An 11994-nucleotide genomic window follows, 5' to 3' on the forward strand; every position below is an offset into this window, starting at 1 on the left:
ATGCCGACCGTGCCGGTCGCGGCCTTGAACGTCGGGCTGCGACCGGCAGGGTCGCTCCGCACCCGCCCGCCCTCAGCCGCCGCCGGTGAGCACGACGAGCCGCCGGGTCGCCCGGGTCATCGCGACGTAGCGGTCGACGGCGCCCGCGACGCCCTCGCCGAAGGACGCCGGGTCGACGAGCACCACCAGGTCGAACTCCAGGCCCTTCGCCAGTTCCGGCGTGAGCGAGCGGATCCGGTCGCTCTCCGCGAACGCCTCCCCGAACGTCTCCGCGAAGACCGCGGTGAACGCCGCGTCGCCGATCACGCAGGCCGTGCCCTCGGCGTGCGCGTCGAGCCAGGCGTCGAGCACGCTGTCCAGCTCCGCGACCGCCCCGTGGGTGACCGGCACCCCGCTGCGCCGCACCGAGGTGGGCACGTTGGCGTCCGGCAGGGCGGCCCGGATGACCGGCTCGGCCTCCGCCATGACCTCCTCGGGAGTGCGGTAGTTGACGCTCAGCGAGGCGACCTCGGCGCGGTCCAGGCCGATCCGCGCCAACCGCTCCCGCCAGGACTCCGCGAAGCCGTCCCGGGACTGGGCGCGGTCCCCGACGACGGTGAAGCTCCGCGAAGGGCAGCGCGCCAGCAGCATCTGCCACTCGGCGTCGGTCAGCTCCTGCGCCTCGTCCACGACGATGTGGGCGAACGGCCCGGCCAGTCGGTCCGGGTCGACGGCGGGCAGCGCGCTCCCGTCGACCAGGGTGTCCCTGAGGTCCTGGCCGCGCAGCATGGTGACCGCCCCCTCGCCGTCGTCGTCGGCCGCGAGGATGTCCGTGATCACTTCGGCCATCCGGGCCCGCTCGGCGGCGAGCGCGGCCTCCTGGCGACGCTTGCGTCGGGCGGTCTCCGGGTCGCCGAGCCGCCGGCGTGCCGCGTCCAGGACCGGCAGGTCGGACAGCGTCCAGGCCTGCGCCTCGGCGCGCCGCAGCCGGCGCACCTCCTCGGGGGCGAGCCACGGGGCGCACAGCCGCAGGTAGGCGGGCACCGTCCACAGGTCGCCGACCAGGTCGGCGGCCTCCAGCAGCGGCCAGGCGCGGTGCAGGGCGGCGACCAGTTCCTCGTCCCGGCGCAGCGAGCGCAGGAACGTCTCGACCGGGATCTCCTCGCCGCCGTCCAGCTTGGCCAGCAGCAGTTCGGCCAGCTCCGCCCAGATCTCCTCGCGCGCCTCGTTGTGCGGGGTGCCCGGATCCGGTGCCTCGAAGGCCTCGGCCCAGTCCTCGGCGCTCAGCCAGAGGTCGTCCCAGTCCGTCGAGACGGTCATCCCCTCGGTCGGCGGCTCCTCGTAGATCCGCACCGCCTGCTCCACCGCCCGCACCATGGCCGCCGAGGACTTCAGCCGTGCCACCTCCGGATCGGGCTCGGGCGCCGCGTCCGCGCCCTCGGCGACCAGGTCCCGTACGGTGCAGGTCCGCACGCCCTCCTCGCCGAGGCTGGGCAGCACGTCGGAGACGTAGTCCAGGTACGGCTGGTGCGGGCCGACGAACAGCAGGCCGCCGCGGCGGTGGCCGAGCCGCGGGTCGGCGTGGAGCAGATAGGCCGCGCGGTGCAGGGCGACCACCGTCTTGCCGGTGCCGGGGCCGCCGTCGACGACCAGCGCGCCGCGCGAGCCGGCCCGCACGATGGCGTTCTGGTCCGCCTGGATGGTCGCCAGCACGTCCCGCATCCGCGCCGAACGGCTGCCGCCCAGGGTGGCGATGAACGCGGACTGGTCATCGAGGGCGGCATGCCCCTCCAGTCCCTCGGCGGCGAACACCTCGTCCCAGTAGTCGGTGATCCGCCCGTCCGTCCAGCGGTAGCGGCGGCGGCTGGCCAGGCCCATCGGGTCGCCGTGGGTCGCGGCGAAGAACGGCTCGGCGGCGGGTGAGCGCCAGTCGAGCAGCAGCCGGCGGCCCTCGCCGTCGGTGAGGCCGAGCCGGCCGATGTACACCGGCTCGCCGCCGTCGGCCGGAACGATGCGCCCCAGGCACAGGTCCAGGCCGAAGCGGCGCAGCGTGCGGAGCCGGCCGGTCAGGCGGTGGACCTCGATGTCCCGGTCCATCGCGGCCCGGCCGGCGCCGCCGGGCGCCCGCCGGGCGGTGTCGAGGAGCTCGGACACCTCGGCGGTCGCCCGCTCCAGGCTCCGCGCGACGGCCGCGAAGTGCCGCTCGTCCTGGGCGACGAGCGCCGGGTCGGCCTTGGCGCGAAGGCGGTCGGGGAGCTCGAACGCGCTGGTGGCGAACCCACTGGTGGCGAGGGCACTGGTGGCGGGGGCGGTCATGGCGGCGGCTCCGGTCCTGGAATCCGGCACAAGCTGATGCACTACGCAAAACTCCCAAGGGGGGTTGGTTCCGGCTTCGGCCGACGATTGTGCGCCAGGACCGGGGCCTTGCGGCAAGACCCCCCGTGCGCTATAGCTTGAGAGTGGCAGGAGGAGTGTGCCGTCCCTCCGCTCCCTGCCCTCCTCCCTCCGTTCCCGTCCGTGCGCGCGGGAAGTCCCACCGGTGAGCGCCCTGACTGAGCGCCCTGACGACCGGTCATACTGGCTGATGCCCAGGCCCGGGCGCCGACCGGCGCATCCCGGACCGCGCCTGCCTGGCCGCGCCCCACCGCGCCCCACCGCCGCGCCCGAGACCGGAGGACCCGATGAGCCGCGACCTGCCGACCACCGTTCCGCCGGGCCCCGCGCCGGCGCAGCCGTGGAACCGGCAGCGGCTGCGCAGCAACAACGAGTGGTTGCTGCTCGAACGGCTGCGCCTCGGCGGACCGTCCTCCCGGGCCCAACTCGCCCGCGACACCGGCCTGTCCAAGCCCACCGTCTCCGCCGCCCTGGCCGCCCTCGAACAGGCCGGCCTGGCCCGCGAGGCCGGGCGGTTCATTCCCGAGCGCGGGCGCACCGCCGTGCTGTACGAACCCGACCCGCTCGCCGGGCACGTCCTCGGCGTCGACATCGGCCGGGCCCGGCTACGGGTCGCCGTCGCCGACCTCGCCGGGGACATCGTGGCCCGCCGTTCCGTCCCCAACGAGGGGCGGACGGCGAACGCGGTCGCCGACGCGGTGGTGGCCGCCGCCCACGAGGCCATCGCCGAGGCCGGTGTCGCGGCGGCCGACATCGTGCACGCGGTGATCGGCACGCCCGGCGTCTGGGACGAGCGGCGGCGCGGTGTGCGGTACGCCACCAGCCTGCCCGGCTGGGGCAGACCCGGGCTGTTCGACCGGATAGCGGCCGGACTGTCGACCACCATCACCGTCGGCAACGACGCCAACCTCGCCGCGCTCGGCGAGTACACGCTCGGCGCCGGGCGGGGGAGCGGCAGCCGGATGTTCGCCTATGTGCTGGTCGGCACCGGCCTCGGCGTCGGCGTGGTCAAGGACGGCGAACCGCTGGTCGGTGCGCACGGCGCGCTGGGCGAGGTCGGCCTGGTCCCGCTCCCGCCGCACGCCGACGGGACGCCGGGCGGCACCGTCGAGCAGGCGGCAGCCGCCGACGCGGTCGTCCGTACGGCCCTGGACCTCGGCATGACCGGCCCGTTGACGGCCAAGGGAGTGTTCGACGCGGCCCGCTCCGGCGATCCTCTGGCGGCCACCGCCGTGCACCGCGAGGCCGGTCAACTCGCCTACGCCGTGGCCGTGTTGTCGGCCGTGCTTGACCCGGACCTGATCGTCCTCGGCGGCGGCATCGGTGCCGGCGCCGACCTGCTTCTCGACCCCCTCGGTCAGGCCCTGGGCCACCTCAGTCCCATGCGGCCCACCCTCGCCCCGAGCCGCCTCGGCGAGGAGGCCGTCCTCCTGGGCGCCGTCGCCACCGCCCTCGACCGAGCCCGTCCCGAGGTCTTCGAACGCCGCTCGGCGCCGGTGGACTGAGCGGCCGGGATTCTGATTTCCCATCAGGTTTCCGGCCAGGCCGTGTCAGATCGTGTCAGGCCGTGTCAGGTCGTGAAATCACCGCCCGCCGTTCCCAGGATCAGGCGCGAGGGGGCGATCGGCGAGTCGAACCCGATCGCCGCGACGACGAAGAAGGATATTCCGATACCGAAGGCCACCGAATGCGGCTGATCGAGGGTGAACGTGTTCTGACCGTCCAGTCCGGTGCGGTGCTCGCCCTCGGAGGCGAGATTCTCGAACTGCTGGAGCGGCCCTCCGGAGCCGTCCCAGACGTGAACCCGGGTGAGCCGGCCGAATCCGACGTCGGTCTTGAACAGGACGAACACCCTGACCAGGTTCGTCCGGGCGTCATTGACGATCACCGGTGTCGGCACGGCGACGTGGAACCAGCTGGACTTCCCCGGTGTGATGTCCACATCGGAACCCCATCCGAAGTGTCCGTTGCGGCTGAGATTCTCGGGATTCTCCACCACCATGGCGTTCCCGTGGACCCAACTCGCTTGCAATGCCACAAGACCCACCTCCTCGGCAGGTTATTTCTTTTCTTGTAGTCTCACACTCCGATGTCACGGCTTCAAGAGCCGATCCCCGCATACTTTCCGCTATCACGGACCCATTACCGATTCGTACAGTCATGGTCAATGCGAAGGCTCCGCACCGTTTTCGGTGCGGGGCCGCCGTCATGGCCCACGCCGTCAGGATCACCTCGCTGTCGGCCGGTACGGGTCGGCCCACCACGGTGTACGCCTCCGACACCGTCACGCCGTGGTGATGGGGCGGCCCCCACTTTCGTCGGGGGACCGCGTCGCACAATGGCAGTCCCGGGGCGGCCCGGCGCTTCCTACCGTCGAGTCCATGAAGCACACCGACCGGCAGGCCGCGGACCGAGGCCCCTCCACGACACTCGGCCGTGCGGACGGGTGGACGTTCCTGCGGGAGGCCGTGCGGGATCTGCGGGCCACCGGCGCCGTCGCCCCCAGCGGCAGAGCCCTGGCCCGGACCGTGACCGACCCGATCCGCGTCCGGGCCCCGCGACCGCTGTCCGTCCTGGAGGCGGGGGCCGGTACCGGTGCGGTCACCCGTGCCCTGCTGCCCCAGCTGCCGCGCGGCAGCCGCCTCGACATCGTGGAGGCCAACCCCCGCTTCGTCGCCCGGCTCCACGAGCTGCTCGACGCGCACCCGGCCCCACCCGCCCGGCACATCCGGGTCACCGTGCACCAGGCCTACGTGGAGGACCTGGAGACCGAGCAGCGCTACGACGTCATCGTCTCCGGCCTGCCGCTGACCAACTTCACCCCCGACCGGGTCGAACGGATCATGGCCCGCTACCTGGACCTGCTCCACCCCGGCGGCACCCTCTCCTACTTCGCCTACCTCGGCACCCGCCGGGCCCGCACCCTCCTCGCCTCCCGTGCCGAGGTCCGCCGCCACGCCGCCGTCGACGCGGTCACGGCCGCCTACCGGCGCCGCTACGCCACCGGTCGCTGGACGGTCCTCGCCAATCTGCCCCCGGCCCACGTGTGGGAACTCCGGCGCCCCGGGGCGACGGGCGAGCAGGCCGGTGCCCGGAGGTGAACGTCCTGACCGACGCCCTCGGCCGCCTGTCGCCGATCGCGGTGTACACGGTGGTGGCCCTGACCGTCTGTGCCGAGTCGGTCCTGGTGCTGGGCGCGTTCGCCCCCACCCTCGCCCTCCTGCTGACCGCCGGCGCCCTGGCCCGCGCCGGCGACGTCAGCCTGCCGCTGGTGATCACGGCCGCCGCCGTGGCAGCGCTCGCGGGCGATTGTCTCGCCCATCGCACTGGCCGCGTGATGGGCGAGCGCCTGCGGGCCGGCCGCCTCGGGGGGCGCATCCCCGCCGTGGCCTGGCAGCACGCCGAGAGGCTGATGGCCCGCCACGGGGGGCGGGCCGTGTTCCTCGGGCGGTTCCTTCCCATGGTCCGCACCCTCACTCCCCACCTGGCCGGTGCCACCGGTCTGTCCTACCGGAGCATCGCCCCCTACAGCGCCTGCGCCGCCGGACTGTGGGCCGTCGCCGAAGCCGGTACCGGATACGCTGCGGCGACCTCCCTCCAGCGGCTCCTCACCGTCGGCGGCCCCGTCCTCGCGGTGGTGGCCGTTCTGGTGGTCACGGGCGCGGTTCTCTGGGTGAGGAAGCGGTACTGACGGCTCCATGACTCAGCTGGAGCGAATGAGGCGGTATGTGATCGAAACTCTCCACTGATCGACGCTCCGTGATCATCAGATCTCGATCTGCTTACAAGTGCTTGAACTATGGACAGATCGTGTGGCTTATCTGGTTGACTCGCGAACCTCTTCCAAGCGGAACGGAGCGTTCACGTCCATGCCTTCACGGATGCGCGGCGGTCGTCGCGGCCTGGCTGCTGTCGCCGGACTCGTCCTCACGGTCGGCCTCGCGCTGACCGGCTGCGACCCCACGACGGGCGATGCCGCGACCACCGCGGCCTCCTCACCCGCCGTCACGGTCGCGGCCACCACCCCGGCCGCGCCGGCTCCGGAGCCGCCCGCGCCGGTGGTCACCCCGCCGCCGGCCGCGCCCGTCCAGACGCCGCCGCCGGTTCCCCCGGCACCGGAGCCGACCGCGGAGGCGCCCGCGCCGACCTCCCCGGCGGTCGGCCCGAAGGCGCAGCCGACCAAGACCGCCGCCCCCGCCAACACCCCCAAGCCGCAGCCGACGCCCACCAAGGCCGAGCCGCAGCCCAAGGTGACGACCGCCCAGCCGCCGACCGATCCCGACCCGGCGCCCGCCGAGACCAAGGCCGCCGAGACCAAGGCCGCGGCCGCCACCGGCGACTGCGAGATCAAGTCGAACGCCGGCAACTGCTACAAGGCCGGCCAGTTCTGCCGCAACGACGACCTCGGCAAGAGCACCCACGAGGCGAGCGGCCGGGTGATCAGCTGCGTGATGGTCAGCGGTAAGCCGCACTGGCAGGCGTGAGCCCGGCTCCCGTTCCCGCGCCCGGACGCGGCTCAGGGCAGCTCGGCGAGCGTGCTCCAGAACAGCCGCTCGTACGCCTGTAGCAGCCGGCCGTACTCGCGGGCGGCGTCGAGCTCCGGACCGGCGGTCAGCCCCGCCGGTCCGAGGGCCTCGGCCGCCGCCCGCTCCAGCGCGGTCGCGGGCCGCGCGAAGAAGTCGAAGAACGCGCACGCCTCCTCGCCGAACCCGTGGAACCGCCGCAGCGCCCCGGCCAGCGTCGCGCAGTACCCGCCCCAGGCCGCGAAGTTGGCCACCAGCGCCGCCGCCACGGCGGCCGGCCGCCCGTTCAGCGCCAGCCAGGCCAGGTACGCCGGGTAGGCCTGGCACCCCGGCAGCGGCGCCCCGGTGGGAGCGGTGCCGCAGGCGGCCGCCAGCGCGGGCAGCGTGCGCAGCGCGGCGCTCTCGCCCTCGGCCAGCCCGGCGAACCACGCGCCCAGCGGCCCGTCGGCGCACCGGGTGGCGAGCAGCAGCAGGCTGCGCCGGTCGGAGGCGATGACCCGCTCCTGCTGCGCCGCCAGCTCGGCGAGCACCGCGAGTCGCCCCCGCCCCGCCGTGAACCCGGTCACGACGGCGGGATCCGCCTCGTCCGCCGGGGTCAACTCGGCGCGCAGGTCATGGAGCCGCCGCTCGGCCGCGAACTCCGGTTGGTCGATCGGCATGGCCGCCCTCCGTTAGCCCGTGAACGTGGAGTCCTTGACGATCGGCTCGGCCGGGTCGTCCGCGTAGGTGTCGAGGTCGCTGCCGTGCCACGGCTGCGAGGAGCGTCCGTGCCCGCGCCGGTCGTGGGCGACGGCCCGGAAGCCGTGGCCGGCCACCAACGCGGCCTGCGGATCCCCGGCGGCACCGTTCGGCGGCCGGCCGCTGCCCCGGTCCTTGTGGAAGATCGACGGGCCGTCCTCGGTGGTCACGAAAGCCATCTGCGGAGGATCCTCTCGCTGCACGGGTCCGGCCGCGGCGGGCGCGGGAATCCGGCCGCCGAGCCGGCTGCTTCCTCACGCTAACCGCGCGGGCGGAGGCGGGCACTTCGTGGCATCCGCCTTCGGCCGTACGTCGCGCAGCGCCCCGGGGCGGCGGAGCGGATCATGCGTGGCGGCCCGGACGACGGTCCGTCGACGATCCGGTCATGCTCCACGCCGAGTTCCGTGATCCCTTGCTGGTGGCCGTGTACGACGCCGAGTTTCCCTGGTCGTACCGGGACGACTTCTTCCTCTCGATCGTCGAGGAGCCGGCCGAGCGGCCCCGCCCCGCGGCGGGCGAGGCCGCGCTGTGGAACGACGTGACCGAGGACCGGCCCGGCGTGGTGAGCTTCTTCCAGTACTACCGCTTCGCCGACGGTGGGGAACTGCTGAGCACGGGCACGCTCGCCTTCCGCGGCGAGCACGACCTCCGGGCCTCGCTGCGGGACGCGGGCTTCACCGTCGAGCGGATCTACGGTGGATGGCACCGCGAACCCGTCGGCTCCGGCGACGGAGAGTTCCTGGTGGTCGCGCACACCTGAGTTCCACGGTCCTTCCTCGAACCGGCCCGCCGCGTGGGCGCCCACCGACGTGTCCGAGCCTCGTGTCAGCCCCTCCACGCTCCGGAGGCTTCCCACCAGACTTCTGGGATGTTCGCCGCCGCGGCGCGCGACCAGTGTGGGGTGCACCGGCCCGGGGCTCTCCCGGGCCCGGTGTCCACAACACGAGGAAGGATCAACTCATGTTCCTCAGGAAGCACTTCGGTTCTCTGGCGCGCGCCTCGGCCGTCGCGGCCCTGCTGGTGGGGGCTGTCGTCGCACCGTCCGTCTCCGCGGTCGCGGCGCCCGCGTCCGCCGACGGGCAGACCTCCGTCGCCGGGCTCCAGCGCAAGGCCGTCATCAGTGGGACGTTCACGATCCGTGACGACGAGGGGTGGGCGGCGGGCACGTACTGCCGCGGTGACATCGAGGCCGTGAACTGGACGGAGACCTCGACGGGCCCCTACGAGTGGTGGCGCACGTACTGCGGCGGCGAGATCCGCGTCGAGCTGCACGCCTTCGCGACCGTGATCGACGCTGCGGGCACCCTGGAGTTCGGTCTCGACGCCCTGTTCTTCGAGGGCACCAACGACCGGACCACCGACCTGGACGACGAGGTCACCGGCCTGCGCTTCCAGGTCCCGGCCGGCCAGTCGCTGCCCTACACCGTGTACCTGAAGAACGGGGAGAACGGTGGCAAGGACTGGGCCACCCTCAACCTGAACTTCACGAACACCGTCTGATCCCGGTTCCGGTGCGGGCGCCCGCCTTCGCGGACGCCCGCACCGTGGCGCCCTGCCCGTGCGACGGGAGCCGACGGCCCGGGGCGGGTCACCGAGGTCCGCCGGTGAGGGAGAGCTCCGGGAGGTAGTGCCGGAAGAAGATCTGACCCGCGAGCTCCTTGCGCGAGCGCACCCCGGTCTTGTCGAAGACCGCTTTGAGGTGGTCCTGCACGGTGTAGGGGGACAACGCGAGGTGGTGGGCGATCTCGGCCGTCGGGCTGCCCCGCAGTACGTGGGCGAGGATGTCGCACTCGCGCGGGGTCAGTCCGTAGGCGTGGATCAAGGAGGAGATCCGGTCCGACGGCATGGCCGGGCCGATGTTCAGGGCCACCCGGGTGCCGTCGGCGGTGTCGAGCCGCCAGCCCTCGATGGCGGCCAGGCCGCCGCCGCGGGTCGGCACGCACACCCGGCTGCCCCCGGTTTCGCTCCGCAGGGTGGCAGCGGCCACGCCGTAGGCCGAGGCCGGCAGGCCCGTCCCGTGCGCGCCGGCCTCGGTGAGCTCGCCGTACCGGGCTTCGGCGCCCGGGCTCTGGGACACGACCGAGTACTCCTCCGACAGCAGGGCCAGTGTGTTCGGCCCGGTGGCGGCCGGGTTGACGGTGGGCCCGCCGGCCGGGGCCGCGAGCGAGCGTCGCAGTGCGCGCCCCAGGGGATCGGACAGGGCGCCGCCGAGATCCAGCTCGGCCTGGGAGAAGGGCGGACGGTCCGCGGCGCGGACCAGGACCAGCGCGCCCCACACCCGGCCCGCGTCCCGCAGCAGGACCCGCATCTCGTCCGCCAGCCCCAGCGGGCGGTAGATGTCCCGGTAGCGCACGCTGCGGTCGAGGCGCCCGTCCAGTGCGGACATCAGACTGCCCACGGGAGTGCTCATCCGTGACAGGTGCGGCATCTGGTTGGCGTCGCCCACCCGGTACTCGATGTCCAGCATCCGGGGCATCCACTCGGCGCTGACGCCGTGCCGGAAGCTGCCGCCGATGTTGAGCAGGGTGACCGGATCCAGCAGCACGCCGGCCCACAGGTCGAACGGCAGGGCCCGGGCCAGTGCGGGGACGGCATCCTCGAACACCGCCACCGAGTCGGCGGCCCGGCGGGCGGCGTACACCGCCCGCCGCAGGGCTGCCGGCAGGCTCCGGCGCGCGGCCGAGGGGGAAGTGCGGTCCATGCGATCCTCTCTCCGCCGTGGCCGCCGATGGTGCACCCGGCCGCTGGACATCGGATAAACGGCCAGCCGGCGTACCGGGGACCTGCCGCCGGCGGGGAATCCGGGCGCTGGTCCGTTCGACGACCCACCGCACGGCTCCGAGGCCCGAGTCGCGCGGCGCACCCCGGCGGGCCGCGGCCGTCAGGGGCGTCCGGGGCGTCCGGGTGTGCTCGGGCCCGGTGCCTGTTCCGGTCCCAGGCCCAGGCGTCGGGCGTCGTGCTCGGGGCGGATGGTGACGAGCGCGATCGCTCCCGCCACCGTCATCACGAGAGCGGCGATGAGGAAGGCGGTGCGGTAGCCCGTGCCGGGATCGCCCGCGGTGTCGAGGAGGCGGCCGGTCAGGAAGGGGGCGAGGAGCCCGGGAAGGGTCCCGGTGGCGGCGACGATGCCGAAGAGGGCGCCTCGCTGGGCGGTCGGGACGACCTCGGCGGCGGTCATGTAGTGCAGGGGGATGGCGACGGCGACGGTGCCGAAGGCGAGCGCGATCAGGAGCAGGCGGGGTACGGCGGCGTTGGCGAAGGGGAAGGCGGCCATCGCACAGCCGGCCACGCAGACCGCCGTTCCCTGGGCGGCTCCGGTTGACCAACGGCTGGAAAAACGACGGGACTTGAGCGCGTCCATGAGCGGGGAGACGGTCAGCAGCAGGACGAGGCTGAAGGCGGAGACGGCGCTGATGGTGGTGGCGGCGGCACTCGGGCCCATGCCGAGTTCGGTGCGCAGGTAGGAGGGGAGCCAGGCCTGGCTGAGGGAGAGCGCCCAGGCGGCGCCGAAGGCGCTGGAGATGCTGCCGAGCACGGTGCCGGTGGTGAGCAGCCGGCGGTAGGGCAGGTGGTGCGGGCCGGTTGCCGGTGTGCCGTCGGCGGAGGGGGCGGCCCGGGCGTGGTCGAAGGGGCCGTCGTGGCCGACGCGCCACCAGAGCAGGCCCCAGAGCGCGCTGACGACGGCGAGGGCGGCGAAGGCCGAGCGCCAGCCGTACGCGGTGATGAGCCAGGTGAGGACGGGTGCCGCGATGAGGGTGCCGAGGGCCGCGCCGCCGATCTGTAGGGCCGACGGGAGGCCGCGGCGGTGCGGGGGGAACCACTTGTACAGCGCGTGCATGGACATCGAGGCGGCGGGCCCCTCGGCGGCGCCGAGGAGGGCGCGGCCGGCGATCAGCGCGGGCACCGTGGCGGCGAGCAGGACGGGCAGCTGGGCGACGGCCCACAGCAGGGTCATGCCGAACAGGAGCGTCCGGCTGGACATCCGGGTGGAGAGGAAGCCGACGAGCAGGCCGGAGAGGCTGAAGAGCAGGGAGAAGGCGCTGGAGACCAGACCGTAGGTGCTGTTGTCGATGTCCAGCTCGTCCATGATCGGGACGGCGGCGAGGCCCAGGACGGACTTGTCGGCGAAGTTGATGACCATGAAGGCGACGATCATGGCGGTGATCAGCCAGGCACGGCGGCGGTCGTACGGGGGGTCGGTGGCCGGGGCGCCGGTGCGGCCGAGCGGGGGCGCGAGGGGGCGGGGTGCCATGGGTGACTCCTGCGGGTGGGGTGGAGCAGGGGGTCGTGACGTCGGCGGGCGCGGTCGCACCGGTGGGGAGCGCGGGGGCGCGGGGAGTGCGGGGCGCGTGGTCGGCGG

General features: G+C 73.8%; 12 protein-coding genes. 6 read left to right on the top strand and 6 right to left on the bottom strand.

Annotated elements, in window-relative coordinates; translation table 11 throughout:
* Positions 1 to 72: 72 nt before the first annotated feature.
* On the bottom strand, positions 73 to 2295 hold the full coding sequence (gene helR / locus ABZW10_RS03380; RefSeq protein ID WP_355359154.1) for an RNA polymerase recycling motor ATPase HelR: 2223 nt from the start codon (positions 2293 to 2295) through the stop codon (positions 73 to 75).
* Positions 2296 to 2660: 365 nt separating this feature from the next.
* On the opposite strand from helR, the gene ABZW10_RS03385 reads away from it, so the two are divergent.
* Positions 2661 to 3878: an ROK family transcriptional regulator gene (locus ABZW10_RS03385; protein WP_355359157.1), complete on the top strand. Its 1218-nt coding sequence runs from the start codon at positions 2661 to 2663 to the stop codon at positions 3876 to 3878.
* A gap of 65 nt (positions 3879 to 3943) precedes the next feature.
* On the opposite strand, the gene ABZW10_RS03390 is transcribed toward ABZW10_RS03385, so the two are convergent.
* On the bottom strand, positions 3944 to 4411 hold the full coding sequence (locus tag ABZW10_RS03390; protein ID WP_355359160.1) for a DUF6623 family protein: 468 nt from the start codon (positions 4409 to 4411) through the stop codon (positions 3944 to 3946).
* Between the two features lie 343 nt (positions 4412 to 4754).
* On the opposite strand from ABZW10_RS03390, the gene ABZW10_RS03395 reads away from it, so the two are divergent.
* The 3 genes from ABZW10_RS03395 to ABZW10_RS03405 all read left to right on the top strand — a co-directional run bounded on the left by ABZW10_RS03395 (position 4755) and on the right by ABZW10_RS03405 (position 6857).
* On the top strand, positions 4755 to 5474 hold the full coding sequence (locus tag ABZW10_RS03395; RefSeq protein WP_355359163.1) for a methyltransferase domain-containing protein: 720 nt from the start codon (positions 4755 to 4757) through the stop codon (positions 5472 to 5474).
* On the top strand, positions 5471 to 6064 hold the full coding sequence (locus ABZW10_RS03400; RefSeq protein WP_355359166.1) for a VTT domain-containing protein: 594 nt from the start codon (positions 5471 to 5473) through the stop codon (positions 6062 to 6064). The genes ABZW10_RS03395 and ABZW10_RS03400 overlap by 4 nt, the downstream gene beginning before the upstream one ends.
* Positions 6065 to 6242: 178 nt before the next feature.
* Positions 6243 to 6857 carry a hypothetical protein gene (locus tag ABZW10_RS03405; RefSeq protein WP_355359169.1) on the top strand — a complete coding sequence of 205 codons (615 nt, stop codon included), beginning with the start codon at positions 6243 to 6245 and terminating at the stop codon, positions 6855 to 6857.
* Positions 6858 to 6889: 32 nt separating this feature from the next.
* Here the strand turns inward: ABZW10_RS03405 and ABZW10_RS03410 are convergent, their stop codons facing one another.
* The gene (locus ABZW10_RS03410; RefSeq protein ID WP_355359172.1) at positions 6890 to 7555 is read right to left on the bottom strand and encodes a transcriptional regulator; all 666 of its coding nucleotides are present in this window, start codon (positions 7553 to 7555) and stop codon (positions 6890 to 6892) included.
* A gap of 12 nt (positions 7556 to 7567) precedes the next feature.
* Entirely contained in the window at positions 7568 to 7813 is a 246-nt protein-coding gene (locus ABZW10_RS03415) for a hypothetical protein (RefSeq protein WP_355359175.1), read from the bottom strand.
* A 206-nt stretch (positions 7814 to 8019) separates the two neighbouring features.
* Between ABZW10_RS03415 and ABZW10_RS03420 the strand changes: the two genes are divergently transcribed.
* Together ABZW10_RS03420 and ABZW10_RS03425 are read left to right on the top strand one after the other, a co-directional pair.
* Entirely contained in the window at positions 8020 to 8394 is a 375-nt protein-coding gene (locus ABZW10_RS03420) for a hypothetical protein (RefSeq protein WP_355359178.1), read from the top strand.
* Between the two features lie 200 nt (positions 8395 to 8594).
* Positions 8595 to 9134 (top strand): hypothetical protein, encoded by a 540-nt coding sequence (locus tag ABZW10_RS03425; RefSeq protein WP_355359181.1) that lies wholly within the window; start codon positions 8595 to 8597, stop codon positions 9132 to 9134.
* A gap of 88 nt (positions 9135 to 9222) precedes the next feature.
* Here ABZW10_RS03425 and ABZW10_RS03430 read toward each other — a convergent pair whose 3' ends face one another.
* A complete protein-coding gene (locus tag ABZW10_RS03430) occupies positions 9223 to 10335 on the bottom strand; it encodes a LuxR C-terminal-related transcriptional regulator (RefSeq protein ID WP_355359184.1) in 1113 nt (370 codons plus the stop codon).
* Between the two features lie 180 nt (positions 10336 to 10515).
* Complete coding sequence (locus tag ABZW10_RS03435; protein WP_355359187.1) at positions 10516 to 11886, bottom strand: MFS transporter; 1371 nt, start codon at positions 11884 to 11886, stop codon at positions 10516 to 10518.
* Positions 11887 to 11994 lie beyond the last annotated feature (108 nt).

The organism is Kitasatospora sp. NPDC004723 (assembly GCF_040609255.1).
Lineage (GTDB): Bacteria > Actinomycetota > Actinomycetes > Streptomycetales > Streptomycetaceae > Kitasatospora.

What these genes read in the sequence shown, in the direction of transcription:
- helR (WP_355359154.1), bottom strand. Translation starts at nt 2,295, where the DNA reads ATGACCGCCCCCGCCACCAGTGCCCTCGCCACCAGTGGGTTCGCCACC.
- ABZW10_RS03385 (WP_355359157.1), top strand. Translation starts at nt 2,661, where the DNA reads ATGAGCCGCGACCTGCCGACCACCGTTCCGCCGGGCCCCGCGCCGGCG.
- ABZW10_RS03395 (WP_355359163.1), top strand. Translation starts at nt 4,755, where the DNA reads ATGAAGCACACCGACCGGCAGGCCGCGGACCGAGGCCCCTCCACGACA.
- ABZW10_RS03405 (WP_355359169.1), top strand. Translation starts at nt 6,243, where the DNA reads ATGCCTTCACGGATGCGCGGCGGTCGTCGCGGCCTGGCTGCTGTCGCC.
- ABZW10_RS03410 (WP_355359172.1), bottom strand. Translation starts at nt 7,555, where the DNA reads ATGCCGATCGACCAACCGGAGTTCGCGGCCGAGCGGCGGCTCCATGAC.
- ABZW10_RS03415 (WP_355359175.1), bottom strand. Translation starts at nt 7,813, where the DNA reads ATGGCTTTCGTGACCACCGAGGACGGCCCGTCGATCTTCCACAAGGAC.
- ABZW10_RS03420 (WP_355359178.1), top strand. Translation starts at nt 8,020, where the DNA reads ATGCTCCACGCCGAGTTCCGTGATCCCTTGCTGGTGGCCGTGTACGAC.
- ABZW10_RS03425 (WP_355359181.1), top strand. Translation starts at nt 8,595, where the DNA reads ATGTTCCTCAGGAAGCACTTCGGTTCTCTGGCGCGCGCCTCGGCCGTC.
- ABZW10_RS03430 (WP_355359184.1), bottom strand. Translation starts at nt 10,335, where the DNA reads ATGGACCGCACTTCCCCCTCGGCCGCGCGCCGGAGCCTGCCGGCAGCC.
- ABZW10_RS03435 (WP_355359187.1), bottom strand. Translation starts at nt 11,886, where the DNA reads ATGGCACCCCGCCCCCTCGCGCCCCCGCTCGGCCGCACCGGCGCCCCG.